Source organism: Marmoricola sp. RAF53, assembly GCF_052114005.1.
GTDB lineage: Bacteria > Actinomycetota > Actinomycetes > Propionibacteriales > Nocardioidaceae > Marmoricola.
Genome location: NZ_JBFRDX010000002.1, coordinates 108,044 through 122,746, shown reverse-complemented (window position 1 = coordinate 122,746; position 14,703 = coordinate 108,044). Strand labels below are relative to the sequence as shown.

The window sequence follows — 14,703 nt, the reverse complement described above, 5'->3', positions numbered from 1 at the left end:
GAGCGTCAGGCGGACTCGGGGAGCCGGCGCAGGATCTCGGTCAGCGTGCCGTCGATCCGGTCGAACCGCGTGTCGATCCGGTCGAACCGCGCGTCGTGCTGGTCGAACCGCGCGTCGTGCTGCTCGAACCGCGCGTCGTGCTGGTCGAACCGCGCGTCGATCCGGTCGAACCGCGCGTCGATCCGGTCGAACCGCGCGTCGTGCTGGTCAAGACGGACGTCGTGCTTGTCGAGACGGCCGATGATCCGGTCGAGACGTCGGTCGATCTTCGCGAACTGTGCGCGCGTCTCCACCCGGAAGACCCGGACCAGGTCGTAGAGGGCGTCGCGGTCGTTCTCGAGCCGGGCGAGCCGACGCTCAGGGATGGGGTCGCTGGTCATGCCGTTCACGGTAGGGGGCGCGGAGTGCGACCCGCCAGCGGGACCGTGGCCTCCTGTGGACACCTGCATCAGTGCTCGCCCTGTGGAGAACCTCAGAACAGCCGTTCGGTCGGATCGTCCAGGCCGCGCAGGGCGTCGTAGTCGACGACGGCGCAGGCGATGCCGCGGTCCTCGGCCAGGACGCGGGCCTGGGGCTTGATCTCCTGGGCGGCGAAGATGCCCTTGACCTCGCCCTTGCCGGTCAGCAGCGGGTCGCGGTTGAGGAGCTCGAGGTAGCGGGTGAGCTGCTCGACCCCGTCGATCTCGCCGCGGCGCTTGATCTCGACGGCCACCGAGCGGCCGCCGGCGTCGCGGCACATCAGGTCGACCGGGCCGATCGCGGTGGGGAACTCGCGGCGGACCAGCGTGAGGCCCTCGCCGAGGGTGGCCGGGTGGTCGGCGAGGAGCTCCTGGAGGTGCTTCTCGACGCCGTCCTTCTGCAGCCCGGGGTCGACGCCCAGGTCGTGCGAGGTGTCGTGCAGGATCTCGTCGACCAGGATCCGCAGCGTGTCGTCGGTCTTCGACGTCACCACCCACTCGATCCGGCCGTCCTCGCTGGTGCCCTCCTTGACGGTGCAGGGCGGGCTCATCCAGTTCAGCGGCTTGTAGGAGCCGCCGTCGGAGTGCACCAGGACCGAGCCGTCGGCCTTGAGCATGAGCACCCGCGTCGCCATCGGCAGGTGGGCGGACAGCCGCCCGGCGTAGTCGACCTGGCAGCGCGCAACGACGAGTCTCACCCGCGGAGACTATCGAGCGCCCTATCCTCGGCGCATGGCGGTGGGCGCGCTCGACGATCTCGACACCTCCCTGCTCGCACAGGGGGCGTCGATCTTCACCGCGCTGAGCGGCACGGCCAACGTGGTGATGCAGCTGAGCCGGCCCGAGGTCGGGTACGGCGTCAAGGACAGTCCGGTCGTCGAGGGGAGCCTCTTCGGCAACCCGTCCCGTCGGCGCCGGACCACGGTCGCGTTCCTCGCGGTCGCGGTCCTCGGCAGTGCCGACGAGCGGGCGGCGTACCGGAACGCGGTGAACACCTCGCACGCCCGGGTCCGCAGCGCGCCGGGGGCCACGCCGGCGTACAGCGCGTTCGACCCGGAGCTGCAGCGCTGGGTGGCGGCCTGCCTCTACCGCGGCTTCGAGGAGTCCCGGGAGCACGCCTTCGGTCCGCTGGCCGGGGCGGAGCGCGCGGAGTTCTACCGCCAGGGCGTCATCTTCGGGGCGATGCTGCAGATGCCGGCCGAGCTCTGGCCGGCGGACCGGGAGGCCTTCGAGGCCTACTGGCGTGCCGGGCTCGCGCAGGCCCGGATCGATCCGTCCGTCGGCGCGTTCCTGCACCGGATCATCCGGCTGGAGTACCTGGACCGCCGGGTCCCGGGGCCGCTGCTGCGGCTGCGCGCCTGGCTGGTCACCGGCTACCTGCCGCCCGAGCTGCGCACGGCGATGGGTCTGCCGTGGTCCGGGCGCCGTCAGCGGGCCTTCGACCGGTTCAACCGGGTGGTCGGCGCCGTGGTCCGGCGGCAGTCGGCGGAGCGGCGTACGCGGCTGTTCCTGGCCGCGCTGGAGGACGTCCGGGCCCGCCGGGCGGCGGGGGAGGATCTGCTCGGCGGCTGAGCGCGCTGTCAATGTGACGGTTCTGGCATTTCGAGGGGTGGAAGAACCCTTACTCGTCAGTAAGTTAGATGGCAAAATCGCGGCCATGACTGAGACCGCAGCCACGAACGAGCAGATCAGCGCCACGCTGGTCCTCCCGTACCTGAACCACGCCGTCCGGATGTACGAGCAGAAGTACGCCTCGCGCGCGGACATCGACGCGGCCATGCGCTTCGGCTGCGGCTACCCGAAGGGCCCGCTGACCGTGCTCGACGAGCTCGGCCTGGACACGGTCCACGACCAGCTCGCCGCCCGGTACGCCGAGACCGGTGACAACCTGCACAAGCCGGCCGACCTGCTGACCGCGCTGGTCGGCGAGGGCCGCACGGGGAAGTCCGACGGTCGCGGGTTCTACACCTACGCCAACGGCGAGGTCATCGCCGACGACGAGACCCCCTCGGCCGACGACCAGCCGCAGCTGCGCCACGACATCAAGAAGGTCGGCGTCGTCGGCACCGGCACGATGGCCTCCGGCATCGTCCAGGTCTTCGCCCAGGCCGGGTACGACGTCGTCTTCGTCGGCCGCGGCGAGGACAAGATCGCCGGCGTCATCGGCGGCATCACCAAGGGCCTGGACAAGCTGATCGAGAAGGGCCGCTCCGACGAGGCCACCAAGGAGGCCGTGCTCGGCCGCCTGACCGGTGCGACCACCCGCGAGGCGCTCGCCGACGTCGACATCGTCGTCGAGGCGATCGCCGAGGACCTCGACCTCAAGCTCGAGCTGTTCCGCGACTTCGACCGGATCATCAAGCAGGGCGCGATCCTGGCGACCACCACCTCCTCGCTGCCGATCACCCAGCTCGCCGACGCCACCTCGCGGCCGGAGTCGGTCATCGGGATGCACTTCTTCAACCCGGCCACCGTGATGAAGCTGGTCGAGGTCGTCACCGCGCCGGCCACCGGCGCCGACGTCAACGAGACCACGCTCGCGCTGTGCGCCAAGGTCGGCAAGGTGGCGGTGTCCTGCGCCGACCGCTCCGGCTTCATCGTCAACGCGCTGCTGTTCCCGTACCTCAACGACGCCTGCCTGCTCGCCGAGTCCGGTGTCGAGCTGTCCGTGATCGACGACGCCATCAAGGCCGAGGCCGGCTTCCCGATGGGCCCGTTCCAGCTCCTCGACGTGGTCGGCAACGACGTGTCGCTGGCCATCCAGAAGGAGCTCTTCGCCGAGTTCAAGGAGCCCGGTTTCGCGCCGGCCGCCTCGCTGGAGAAGGTCGTCGCCGACGGCCACCTGGGCCGCAAGACCAAGAAGGGCTTCCACGACTACAGCTGACGTCGTGCGACGCTCACCGAAGCCGCCGTCCCGGACCGGGGCGGCGGCTTCGGCGTTCCCGGACGTCTCAGTCGGCGCCGAGGCCGCCCTCGCGGGCCACGACGATCGCGGCGGACCGGTCCGGTGCGCCGATCTTGTTGAGCACGTTGGCGACGTGGTTGCGGACGGTCTTGGGGCTGAGCACCAGCCGGCGGGAGATCGTGGTGTTGTCGTACCCGCGCGCGACCAGGTCGAGGACCTCGCGCTCGCGGTCGGTGAGCTCGGGGAAGGGGACCCGGGCGGCGGTCCGACCCGACGTCACCGCCGCCATCGCCCGGGCGGCGACCTTCGGGCCGAGGATCATCTCGCCGTTCGCGACCGCGCGCAGCGCCCGCTCGACCTCGTCCGGCGACGCGCCCTTGAGCAGGTAGCCGCGGGCGCCGGCCCGGATCGAGGCGACCACGGACTCGTCGTCCTCCTGCATCGTGATCACCAGCACGGCGACGTCGGGGTGCCGGCGGACGACGTCGCGGGTCGCCTCGATGCCGGAGTCCTCGCCCAGGTGCAGGTCCATCAGCACGACGTCGGGGCGGTGCGCGTCGACGGCGGCGTGCGCGGCTTCGGCGTCCTCGGCGTCGCCCACGACGGTGACGCCGGCCAGGGAGCCGAGCAGGGCGCTCATCCCGAGCCGGAAGACGGGGTGGTCGTCGACGACGAGGACGCGGATCTCCGCGGAGCCGGGCTCAGTCACCGGCCACCACCAGCGGGAGGTCGGCGCGCACGACCGTGCCGCCGCCCGGGCGCGGGCCGACCTCGACCCGGCCGCCCAGCTCCTCGGCGCGCTCGCGCATCGCCTGGGTGCCGACCCCGGGCACCGCGTCGGCCGCGATCCCGGTGCCGTCGTCCTCGATCGTGACCACGAGGGAATCATGCTGGACGAGCGCGACGACCCGGCAGCGGCCGGCCGCACCGTGCCGGTGGGCGTTCACCAGCGCCTCGCTGGTGATCCCGTACGCCGCCACGGCGACGGCGGCGGGCAGGCCGTCCGGCACGTCGGCCCGGATGCCGACGACGACGCCGTTCTCGGCGTACCGGGCGGAGAGCTCCTCCAGGGCAGGGGCCAGGCCGAGCTCGTCGAGGACCGGCGGGAGCAGGCTGTGCGACAGGGTCCGGACCTCCGCGACGCGCTGGTCGAGGTCGAGCTGGAGCTGCTCCAGGATCCTGGCTGCCGCCTCGTCGTCGCGGCCGAGCAGGTTGCGCGCGCCCTGGAGGCCCAGGCGGAGCCCGGCCAGCGACGGCCCGAGCCCGTCGTGGATCTCCCGCCGGATCACCCGGCGCTCCTCCAGCCGGGCGCGGGTCAGCCGGGCGCGGGCGCGGTCGACCTCGTGGGCCTGCGCGCGGACCACGAGCGCCGCCGCGGCGACCGCGCCGAAGTCGGCGACGAGGCGTTCGCCGCGGGCGCCGAGGATCTCGCCGGCCGGCGCGGTGACCTCGATGGTGCCGACCGCCTGGCCGCGGTGCAGCAGCGGCACCGTGGTCGGGGCCGAGGTCGGGGTTCCCCAGCGGACGTCGTCGATCCCTTCGGCCCGGACGGTGACCGACTCCAGCCGCAGGCCGGTGCCGAGGTCGCGGGCGAGGCCGGCGAACAGGTCGTCGAGGTCGCCCTCGACGCCGAGCTTGCTGCCCAGGCCGAGCACCAGCCGGGTCGGGTCGGTCGAGGCGGCGCCGTACACGAGCGTGTTCACCCGTGCCTCCACCCGGAGCCGGGCCGGCTGGACCGCGACGGCGATCGCGGCCGCGCCGGCGAGCTGGGGCAGGCCGTCGCCGGGGACGAAGTGCGCGACCAGCAGGTTGACGGCCAGGTAGGTGAGGACCAGGCCGAGGGTGAGGACAGCGGCGAGGGTCGCCCGGCTGACGGCGAGGTCCAGGCCCCACATCCGGCCCCGTAGGACCGCGACCAGGATCGCCGCCGGGAAGACCGCCTGCGCGGCCAGGTGCAGCGCCGGGGTCAGGTTGAGCACGTCCAGGAAGTCCACCGAGCCGCCGAACAGGTCGACGGTCGGGCGGCCCTGCTCGTCGAAGCCCACCGGCAGCGTCAGCGGGACGAAGGAGAGCGCCATCACCAGGGTGCCGACGGCGAGCCAGCCGAGCCCGTTGCGCTCGGCGGCCGGGCCGAACCGGTGCCGCCACTCGACGACCGCGGCGGTCACGACCCCGAGCACGACGGTCGCGGTGAACATCGTCCGGTCCCAGGCGCCGTCGCGGGCGTAGCGCTCGTACTCGGTGACCGCGATCAGCGCGATGCCGGCGCCGAGGCCGAGCCGTTCCCAGCCGAGCGGGTGGTCACGGACCAGCCAGGGGACGACCAGGAAGAGGGCGAGCGTGCCGGGGACCCAGGCGGTGTTCTGGAGCCGCACCAGCTGTTCCAGCTCGGGGAAGCCGCCGTTGCGGGCGACGAAGACGGCCCACGCGTAGCCGAGCGCGGCGAGCCCGCCACCGATCGCGGTGACCGCGAGGATCCACGGCACCGGGTGGTTGCGGCGGGAGAGGATCGCCCAGGCGGTGGTGCCGTAGACGACGGCGACCATCGCGTCGACGAAGAAGAACCAGGTGCCGACGTCCACGGGCGGACGCGCGGCGATCGTGAGCACGCCGGCGAGCACGGCGGTGCCCCAGGCGACGACCGCGATCGCGGTCGCCACCCGGGGCATGCCCTGAGCGGGGAGGTCCGGCTCCGCCGGTCCGGTCTGCGGAGGCACCGTCTGGGTGGCCATCGGCGCAGCGTAGATCGGGGACACGGTTCCTCGCTCGACTTTCGGGCTGACTTCTCGCTGCCCGGTCAGGACAGCTCGTCGCGGTCGCCGAAGGCGAAGCCGAGGCCGAGCAGCAGGACCAGCAGCGGGCCGGTGAAGCCGGCCATGTACTGCAGCGGCGAGATCCCGAACAGCAGGGTGAGGCCGCCGAGGACGGCGCCGACCCAGCCGATCCACCGCGGGGCGGCGCCGAGCCGCAGCGCGGCGATCGCGATCGCGACCCCGGCGACGCCCGCGCCGACCCACAGCCACGGGACGGTGCCGACCCAGTGGCCGTAGAGCACGCCGACCTCGGGCACCAGGTGCGCGTCCGGGTCGTTGACGCCGAAGATGAACTCGGTGTCGAGCGCGGTGCCCATCAGGCCGGCGACGGAGACCAGCACGAGGCCGAAGGCGGCCACGTCCGGGAGCAGGCTGCCCGCCGGGGTCTGCGCGGCCAGCCGGCGCTTCACGCCGGCCGCGAACGGGATCATCAGGACCGTCGCGAGCAGGATCGCGGTGTGCATCACCAGCAGCGGCGCCGTCTGGTCGGCGAGCTTCTCGACGATGGCCGGGGCGTCGCCGGCGATCTTGGCGTCGTACACGGCGTCGACGGCGGTGGAGGCGCCGATGCCGATCAGGCCGGTCAGGCCGGCCAGGGCGCCGGCCCGGGCCCAGCCGCGGCCGGTGGTGGTGTGCTGCGGGCGGGTCGGGGTGCCGGCGGCGCTCCGCGGGGTGGTGGTGGTCGCCGTCATGGCGGGTTCCTTTCGGTCAGGGAGTTGACCTGACCGACGGTGCCGGGCCCGGCGTCCCGGGCGGCAGGGCCCGGCGTCCCGACTTCCCGGGCGCTTCCGGGCCACTTCCGGGCCACTTCCGGGCACTTCCGGGGCGCTCCCGGGACCGCTCAGACGGGCTCGGCGACCGGTTCGGTCCGGGGCGCCCGGCGGACCAGCAGCAGCGCCGTCCCGACGGCGCAGACCAGCGCCAGCACCGCACCCGCCCGGAAGGCGTCGTGCATGCCGTCGACGTAGACCACCGGGTCGGTGCCGAACGGTCCGGCCGCGGGCACGAAGGTCCCCAGCCAGGCGATCCCGACCGCCACGCCGGTCTGCCGGAAGGTGTCGTTCGCGCCGGAGGCGAGGCCGCTCTGCGACGGCGGCAGCGCGTCCAGCGCCAGCGAGCTCCCGGACGGGTTCACCAGGCCCGTGCCCACGCCGGCGATCAGCAGGCCGGGCAGGGTCGCGGCCCAGCCGGAGTCGGCGTGGGTGGTCCAGGTGAAGACCATCAGGCCGACGGCGACCAGGACGAGCCCGGTGGAGGCGAGGATCGCCGGCGCGATCCGGGTCATCAGCGCCGCGGAGGCGCCGGAGACCACGAAGACGAGGAAGGTCGAGGGCAGGTAGGCCAGGCCGGTCTCGATGGGAGACAGCCCGACGACCCCCTGCAGGTAGAGCGTGGCGTAGAGGAAGGCGGCGAAGAAGGAGGCCGCGATCCCGAAGACGAGCACCTGCGGTCCGGTGAACCGGGCGTGCCGGAACAGCGGCAGTGGCAGCATCGGCTCGCGGGAGAAGTGCTCGATCGCCACGAAGGCGAGCAGCAGGAGGCCCGCGCCGACCAGGGAGAGCACCACCTTGGTGCTGCCCCAGCCGTCCTGGTTGCCGCGCAGCAGCGCGAAGACCAGCAGGAACAGACCACCGATCAGGGCGAGCTGGCCCGGGACGTCGACCCGGCGGGCGTACGGGTCGCGGCTCTCCACCACGCGGGTCGACAGCACCAGTACGGCGATGCCGATCGGGACGTTGATCCAGAAGATCGACCGCCAGCCGAGCCACTCGGTGAGAGCGCCCCCGACGAAGGGGCCGATCGCGAACGACGCGCCGATCGCGGCGCCGAAGATGCCGAGCGCCTTCGCCCGCTGCTCCGGGGTCGGCGTTGCCTCCGAGATCAGGGCCAGCGCGGTCGCGAACAGCACCGCGGCCCCGAGACCCTGGACGGCGCGGGAGGCCACCAGCGCCTCGATCCCCGGGGCAGCGCCGCAGGCCGCCGAGGCGAGGGTGAAGACGATCATGCCGATCACGAACAGCCGCTTGCGGCCGAACTTGTCGGCGACCGAGCCGRCGGTGAGGACGACGGCGGCCAGCGGCAGCGTGTAGGCGTCGATCACCCACTGCAGGCCGCTCAGCCCGGTGTCCAGGCCCGCGGCGATGTCCTGCAGAGCGGTGTTGACGACGCTGATGTCGAGCATCAGCATCACCGTCGCGACGCACGCGACGCCGACGCTGACGCCCGCGCCGGGCACGGGCCCGGTGCGGTTGCCGGTCTCGGTCATGTCCCTCATGCTCCGGCGGCTCCCTGGGAGGGGCAAGCATCGTCGTGCCTGGTCTGGCCCGGCTGCGGCTCAGGTGTTGACCGGGGTCCGACCGGCGATCGGGCGCGAGCCACGCCCTAGGCTGGCGGCGTGCCCGACCGTGCTCCGCTGCTGAACACCGCCTCCTACGGGGAGAGCGGCAGCCGGGTCGTCTTCCTGCACGGCCTGTTCGGCCAGGGCCGGAACTGGACCCAGATCGCCAAGACCCTCGCCGACGAGCACCAGGTCCTGCTGCTCGACCTGCCGGACCACGGCCGGTCGGCGTGGACCGAGCGGTTCGACTTCTTCGAGGTGGCGGACCGGATCGCCGCGGCCGTCGCGGATCAGGCCGCCGGTGACCCGGTCGCGCTCGTCGGCCACTCCCTGGGTGGCAAGGTCGCGATGGTGCTCGCGCTGCGCCACCCCGACCTGGTCGAGCGGCTCTGCGTCGTCGACATCGCCCCCGTCGGCTACCGGAAGGTCGGCGAGTTCGCCGGCTACATCGAGGCGATGAGCGGGCTCGACCTGGACCGGCTGGACGAGCGCGCCGATGCCGAGGCCGGGCTCGCCGAGGCGGTGCCGAACCCGACGGTGCGGTCGTTCCTGCTGCAGAACCTGCGCCGGGAGGCGGGCGCGGACGGCGGCTGGCGCTGGCAGGCCAACCTGGCCGGGCTCCGCCGCGACCTCCCGGTGATCGGCGGCTGGCCCGAGGACGAGCTGGCCGGCACCGCGCCGTACCCGGGGCCGGTGCTGTGGCTGGCCGGGCAACGCTCGGACTACGTCTCCGAGGAGTACGCGCCGGCGATGGACCGCTGGTTCCCGCGGAACCGGCGGGTGACGGTCAAGAACGCCGGCCACTGGGTGCACTCCGAGCAGCCGGACGTCTTCGTCGAGGTGCTGCGGCGGTTCCTGGCTCCCTGAGCGGGGGCGGGCCGCTCAGACGCCGTGCCGGCGGCTGCGATAGGCGGCGACGGCGTTGCGGTTGCCGCAGGTGACCGAGCAGAACCGCTTGGAGCGGTTGCGGGACAGGTCCAGGACCACGCCCTCGCAGTCGGCGTCGGCGCAGACGCCGAAGCGGGACATCTCGTCCGCGCGGATCACGTCGATCATCGCCATGGCGGTCTCGACGACGATCCGGGTCGCCAGCGGCTGCTCGGCACCGGTGGCGTGCACGTGCCAGTCGTGGCCGCCGTGCCGGACGAGCTGGGGGACGGCGCCGGTCTCGGCGAGCATGGTGTTGACCCGGGCGACGGCGTCGTCGCGGCTGCTGGTGAACAGCGCGCGCAGACCGGAGCGCAGGTCGCGCACCTCGTCCAGCTCGGCCCGGGTGCGGCGGTGGGAGCCGGTGTAGGAGTGCCTCTCGAAGAACGAGTCCAGGTCCTCCACGGCGGTCAGGGTGTCCGGCTCGAGGCCGGAGTTCGCCAGCTCGACGGCGGCGAGCAGTGCCGCCTCGGTGTCATGGGCGAAAACCATGTTGACACCTTACCAGCGCGATCCGTAGTGTCATGGACCATGGCGACGTTGACCCATGACGGCAGGGGAACCCGGACGAGGGCGGCGGTCCGGCCGGCGACCTCGCTCCCGGGCCTCGGTCTCGCGGTCGTCTCGGCAGCCTCCTTCGGTCTCTCCGGGGCGCTGGCCGGCGGCCTGATGGCGGCCGGCTGGAGCGCGGCGGGGGCCGTCACCGTCCGCGTCGCCGTGGCCGCGCTCGTGCTCCTCTGGCCGGCCCTGGTCGTCCTCGACGGCCGCTGGTCGCTGCTGCGCCGGCACCTGCGCACGATCACCGTGTACGGCGTCGTCGCGGTCGCCGGCTGCCAGCTCGCCTACTTCAACGCCGTCCGGCACATGCAGGTCGGACCGGCCCTGCTCATCGAGTACACCGCGCCCGTCGCCGTGCTCGGCTGGCTGTGGTTCCGGCACGGCCACCGGCCGACCCGGCTGACCGCGCTCGGCGCCGCGCTCGCCGCCGTCGGCCTGGTGCTCGTCCTCGACCTGCTCTCCGGCGCCGACGTCAGCCTCCCGGGCATCCTGTGGTCGCTCGGCGCGATGGCCGGGGCCGCGGTCTACTTCGTGCTCTCCGCCGAGGAGAGCGACCTCCCGCCACTCGTCCTCGCCGCCGGGGGACTGGTCGTCGGCACCGTCGTGCTGCTGCTCGCCGGGCTGGTCGGCGTGGTCCGCCTGGAGGCCAGCGGTGCGGACGTCGCGTACGCCGTCGGCACCGTGCCGGTCTGGGTCCCGGTCGCCGGGCTCGGCATCGTCGCCGCCGCGGTCGCCTACGTCACCGGGATCGCCGCGTCCCGCCGACTCGGCTCCCGGCTTGCCTCGTTCGTCGCGCTCCTCGAGGTGCTCTTCGCGCTCGTCTTCGCCTGGCTGCTCCGCGACGAGATCCCCGCCCCGGTGCAGTTCGCGGGCGCCGCGCTCGTGCTCGCCGGGGTCGTCGTGGTCAAGCTCGGCGAGCGGAACGACTGAGGGCCGGACCCCAGCGGGTCCGGCCCTCGGTCGAGCACGCGGTCAGGCGCGCTGCGCGGTCACTCCTCGCCGAAGCCCTGGACGACGTCCTTGAGCGCCCCGAGCTGGGCGACGATCGCGTCGCGCCGCTTGGAGAGCCGGTCGACCTCGGCGGTGATCGAGGACAGCTCGCGCTCGTGGTCGGCGTGACCGGCGGCGCGGAGGCTCTCGGCCTCCTTGCGCGCGGCGCTCACCATCTGCTCGGCCTCGCGGCGGGCCTTGGTCAGCAGCGCCTCGGCGTCGAGCGTCGCCTGCTCCTGGTGGTTGTTCGCGGCCGTGGTGGCTTCGCGGGCGCGGTCCTCCGCGGCATTGGCGCGTGCCTCCGCGTCGGCGACCAGGCGCTGGGTCTCGGCGAGGGCGGTGCCGTGGTGATCGGCGGCCTCGCGCGCCAGGCGCTCCTTCTCCACGGCCAGCGCGCGACGTGCCTCCTGGACCTCGCGGTCGGCGGCCGAGCGCAGCTTCTCGACCTCGCGGGCCGTCGTGGTGCGGGCCGCGGTGGTCTCCTGCTCGGCGGCCAGCTTGACCTGGTCGGCCTCGCGGCGCGCGGCGGCCAGGTAGTCGTCGGCGTCGGCACGCTGCCGGCGCCGCTCCGCGTCGATCTCGGCCATCGTCCGGGCACGCAGCTCGTCGAGCTCGGTGAGCTGGACGACGCGCATGTCGTCGGCGTCGCTCTCCGCGCGTGCGGTGATCGCGGCGGCGTCACGCTTGGCCTGCTCGATGATGGCGGCCGCCTGGGCGCCCGCCTCCGAGCGCACGTCCTCGGCCTGCTCCTCGGCCAGGCGCAGCATCGCGCTCGCCTTGCCGCCCAGGCCGGCGTACGACGGCGACTCGACCTCGCTGGCACGCGCGTGCAGCTGGGCGTTGGCGGTCTCCGCGGCGCGCAGCTTCTCGTGTGCCTCGTTGAGGCTGGCCAGCAGGCCGGCCTTCTCGGCGCTCAGGGTGCGGACCAGCTTGTCGACGGCGTCCTTGTCGTAGCCGCCGCGGCGGACCAGCGGCAGGCTGACCGCCGCGACCGCCGGGACGACGGTCTGCGCCGCGACCGGCTGCACGTGCTTGGGAGCCGGGCTGGCCGGGCTTGCCGGGACCGCCGGGCTGGCCGGGGCGACGGCCGCGGGGACCGCTGGAGCCGGAGCGGCCGGGGCGGGCTCGGCGACGACGACCGGCTTCTTCTCGACCGGCTTCGCGGGCGCGGCGGGCTTCTCGGCCGCCGGGGCCGCGGGCGCGGCGGGCTTCTCCGCAGGCTTGTCGGCGGGCTTCGCGGCAGCCGCCGGCTGCTCGACCGGCTTCGCCGGGGCGGGCGGGGCCGAGACGCGCTCGGCGACCGGGACCTGGGTGGGGACGTCGTCCTCGCCCGAGGCCGCCGCGATCTCGCCGGCGGTCGGCGGCTTCGTCGGGTCGACCCGGGGGATCACCTGGGTGGGGTCGTCCCCGTCGGTGTCCTCGTCGAAGATGGACAGGCCGCGGTCTTCAGTCATTGTTTCCCTCGCAGTAGGTGGAACTCTCACTCCCCGGCACAGTCTGTCCGATGCCGTCGCCGAAACCCAACCCGGGCGTCCGGTGGGCGGAAAAAGGCCGACGGGGCCGGATCGCCTGTCCTGCAGGCGATTCCGACCCCGTACGGAGCATTCGGGAGTGTTTCCCGGGAGTGTCTCGGGCGTCAGACGCCGCGGAACACGTTGATCTTGTCGATGTGCTGGGCGCGCAGCTCGTGGTTGCGCACGCCGAGGCCCTCCTCGGGGGCCAGGCAGAGCACGCCGACCTTGCCCTGGTGGGCGTTCTTGTGGACGTCCAGGGCGGCCTGGCCGACCTCGTCGAGGCTGTAGGACTTCGACACGGTCGGGTGGATCATGCCCTTGGCGACCAGGCGGTTGGCCTCCCACGACTCGCGGTAGTTGGCGAAGTGGCTGGAGACGATCCGCTTGAGGTTCATCCACAGGTAGCGGTTGTCGTACTCGTGCATGTAGCCCGAGGTCGAGGCGCAGGTGGTGATGGTGCCGCCCTTGCGGGTGACGTAGACCGAGGCGCCGAAGGTCTCGCGGCCCGGGTGCTCGAAGACGATGTCGATGTCCTCGCCGCCGGTGAGCTCACGGATCTTGGAGCCGAAGCGCTTCCACTCCTTGGGGTCCTGGGTGTGCTCGTCCTTCCAGAACTTGTAGCCCTCCTCGGAGCGGTTGATGATCAGCTCCGCGCCCATCTTGCGGGCGATCTGGGCCTTCTCCTCGTTGGAGACCACGCAGATCGGGACGGCGCCGCCGTTCAGCGCGTACTGGGTCGCGAAGCCGCCGAGGCCGCCGGAGGCGCCCCAGATCAGGACGTTGTCGCCCTGCTTCATGGCGCCACCGTTCTTGGAGACCAGCTGGCGGTAGGCGGTGGAGTTCACCAGGCCCGGCGAGGCGGCCTCCTCCCAGGTGAGGTGGTCGGGCTTCGGCATCAGCTGGTTCGACTTCACCAGCGCGATGTGCGCCAGGCCGCCGAAGTTGGTCTCGAAGCCCCAGATCCGCTGCTCGGGGTCGAGCATCGTGTCGTTGTGGCCGTCGCTGCTCTCCAGCTCCACGCTCAGGCAGTGTGCGACGACCTCGTCGCCGGGCTTCCAGGAGTGCACGCCGAGGCCGGTCTTGAGCACCACGCCGGACAGGTCGGAGCCGACGATGTGGTACGGCAGGTCGTGCCGCTTGGACAGCGGCGACATCCGGCCGTAGCGCTCAAGGAACCCGAAGGTCGAGACCGGCTCGAAGATCGAGGTCCAGACGGTGTTGTAGTTGATCGCCGAGGCCATCACCGCGACCAGGGCCTCGCCCGGGCCGAGCTCGGGCAGCGCCACCTCGTCGATGTGGAGCGACTTGCGGGGGTCCTTGTCGCGGCTCTCCAGGCCCTCGAACATGTCGACGTCGTCCTTGTGGACGGTCGCCGCCTTGTACGACTCGGGGAGGGCGAGGTTGGCGAAGTCCTCCGCGGAGGTGTCGCCGGCCGTGATCGCGTCGAGAATGTGCTGCACGTCAGGTGCTCCTGCTCTGGGTCGGTACCGGGTTCGTGACTGACTCGGGCACGGATGTTACCCGTGAGTCACGTTGGTTGGGGTGAGCTGTGCCCGACGTCTCACCCTGCACTCGCCGAGGTTGCGCCGAGGCTGCTGGCGGCGTGCGGGGCCGGTTGCGGGGCGGGTCGCGGGGTGGTTGCGGCGGGCCGCGGAACCTCGGCTTCTGGTGTGAAACCGGCGCTTCGACCCAAAACTTCGGGCTGGAAGCGCCAGTTTCACGGCTTCCCTTGGTTTTCCGCGCTCAGTGCGCGCCGTGCTTGGCGGGTTCGACGAGCTCGACCAGTACGCCGCCGGCGTCCTTCGGGTGCACGAAATTGATCCGGCTGTCGGCGGTGCCGCGCTTCGGGGCGTCGTACAGCAGGCGGAGGCCGCGCTCGCGGAGGATCGCGGAGACCTGGTCGAGGTCGGTGACGCGGTAGGCGAGCTGCTGCAGGCCCGGGCCGCTGCGGTCGAGGAACTTGGCGATCGTGGAGCTCTCGTTCAGCGGGGCGAGCAGCTGGATGCAGGAGCCCGAGTCGCCGACCGCGACCATCGCCTCGCGAACACCCTGCTCCTCGTTCGTCTCCTGGTGGGTGACCTTCATGCCGAAGGCCGACTCGTAGAAGCTGATCGCCTCGTCCAGGTCCGGGACGGCGACGCCGACGTGGTCGATGCAGACGAAGAGGTGCTCGGGGATGTCCAGTGCAGAAGTCATGGTC

The 14,703-nt window shown here is 72.8% G+C and carries 14 protein-coding genes; 4 read left to right on the top strand and 10 right to left on the bottom strand.

Annotation, left to right across the window (positions count from 1 at the left end; genetic code table 11):
* Positions 1–5: 5 nt before the first annotated feature.
* Positions 6–380: a hypothetical protein gene (locus AB4Y76_RS02215; protein WP_441921865.1), complete on the bottom strand. Its 375-nt coding sequence runs from the start codon at positions 378–380 to the stop codon at positions 6–8.
* 92 nt (positions 381–472) lie between these two features.
* On the bottom strand, positions 473–1,156 hold the full coding sequence (gene nucS / locus AB4Y76_RS02210; protein ID WP_441921864.1) for an endonuclease NucS: 684 nt from the start codon (positions 1,154–1,156) through the stop codon (positions 473–475).
* A 34-nt stretch (positions 1,157–1,190) separates the two neighbouring features.
* Here nucS and AB4Y76_RS02205 point away from each other — a divergent pair, with 34 nt between their 5' ends.
* Positions 1,191–2,030, top strand: a complete 840-nt coding sequence (locus AB4Y76_RS02205) for an oxygenase MpaB family protein (protein ID WP_441921863.1) — start codon at positions 1,191–1,193, stop codon at positions 2,028–2,030.
* 85 nt (positions 2,031–2,115) lie between these two features.
* Complete coding sequence (locus AB4Y76_RS02200) at positions 2,116–3,342, top strand: 3-hydroxyacyl-CoA dehydrogenase NAD-binding domain-containing protein (RefSeq protein WP_441921862.1); 1,227 nt, start codon at positions 2,116–2,118, stop codon at positions 3,340–3,342.
* Between the two features lie 67 nt (positions 3,343–3,409).
* Here AB4Y76_RS02200 and AB4Y76_RS02195 read toward each other — a convergent pair whose 3' ends face one another.
* The 4 genes from AB4Y76_RS02195 to AB4Y76_RS02180 all read right to left on the bottom strand — a co-directional run bounded on the left by AB4Y76_RS02195 (position 3,410) and on the right by AB4Y76_RS02180 (position 8,442).
* The gene (locus tag AB4Y76_RS02195) at positions 3,410–4,072 is read right to left on the bottom strand and encodes a response regulator (protein WP_441921861.1); all 663 of its coding nucleotides are present in this window, start codon (positions 4,070–4,072) and stop codon (positions 3,410–3,412) included.
* The gene (locus AB4Y76_RS02190; protein ID WP_441921860.1) at positions 4,065–6,095 is read right to left on the bottom strand and encodes a histidine kinase; all 2,031 of its coding nucleotides are present in this window, start codon (positions 6,093–6,095) and stop codon (positions 4,065–4,067) included. Before AB4Y76_RS02190 ends, AB4Y76_RS02195 begins: the two co-directional genes overlap by 8 nt.
* Positions 6,096–6,160: 65 nt before the next feature.
* Entirely contained in the window at positions 6,161–6,868 is a 708-nt protein-coding gene (locus tag AB4Y76_RS02185; RefSeq protein WP_441921859.1) for a hypothetical protein, read from the bottom strand.
* Positions 6,869–7,017: 149 nt separating this feature from the next.
* A complete protein-coding gene (locus AB4Y76_RS02180) occupies positions 7,018–8,442 on the bottom strand; it encodes an MFS transporter (protein WP_441921858.1) in 1,425 nt (474 codons plus the stop codon).
* Between the two features lie 129 nt (positions 8,443–8,571).
* On the opposite strand from AB4Y76_RS02180, the gene AB4Y76_RS02175 reads away from it, so the two are divergent.
* Entirely contained in the window at positions 8,572–9,381 is an 810-nt protein-coding gene (locus tag AB4Y76_RS02175; protein WP_441921857.1) for an alpha/beta fold hydrolase, read from the top strand.
* A gap of 15 nt (positions 9,382–9,396) precedes the next feature.
* Here AB4Y76_RS02175 and AB4Y76_RS02170 read toward each other — a convergent pair whose 3' ends face one another.
* The gene (locus AB4Y76_RS02170; protein ID WP_441921856.1) at positions 9,397–9,933 is read right to left on the bottom strand and encodes a CGNR zinc finger domain-containing protein; all 537 of its coding nucleotides are present in this window, start codon (positions 9,931–9,933) and stop codon (positions 9,397–9,399) included.
* 39 nt (positions 9,934–9,972) lie between these two features.
* Between AB4Y76_RS02170 and AB4Y76_RS02165 the strand changes: the two genes are divergently transcribed.
* Positions 9,973–10,929 (top strand): EamA family transporter, encoded by a 957-nt coding sequence (locus AB4Y76_RS02165; RefSeq protein ID WP_441921855.1) that lies wholly within the window; start codon positions 9,973–9,975, stop codon positions 10,927–10,929.
* A 59-nt stretch (positions 10,930–10,988) separates the two neighbouring features.
* Here AB4Y76_RS02165 and AB4Y76_RS02160 read toward each other — a convergent pair whose 3' ends face one another.
* The 3 genes from AB4Y76_RS02160 to mce all read right to left on the bottom strand — a co-directional run bounded on the left by AB4Y76_RS02160 (position 10,989) and on the right by mce (position 14,699).
* Positions 10,989–12,443: a hypothetical protein gene (locus AB4Y76_RS02160; protein WP_441921854.1), complete on the bottom strand. Its 1,455-nt coding sequence runs from the start codon at positions 12,441–12,443 to the stop codon at positions 10,989–10,991.
* 182 nt (positions 12,444–12,625) lie between these two features.
* Positions 12,626–13,963: a crotonyl-CoA carboxylase/reductase gene (gene ccrA, locus AB4Y76_RS02155; RefSeq protein WP_441921853.1), complete on the bottom strand. Its 1,338-nt coding sequence runs from the start codon at positions 13,961–13,963 to the stop codon at positions 12,626–12,628.
* 283 nt (positions 13,964–14,246) lie between these two features.
* Complete coding sequence (gene mce, locus AB4Y76_RS02150) at positions 14,247–14,699, bottom strand: methylmalonyl-CoA epimerase (RefSeq protein ID WP_441921852.1); 453 nt, start codon at positions 14,697–14,699, stop codon at positions 14,247–14,249.
* Positions 14,700–14,703 lie beyond the last annotated feature (4 nt).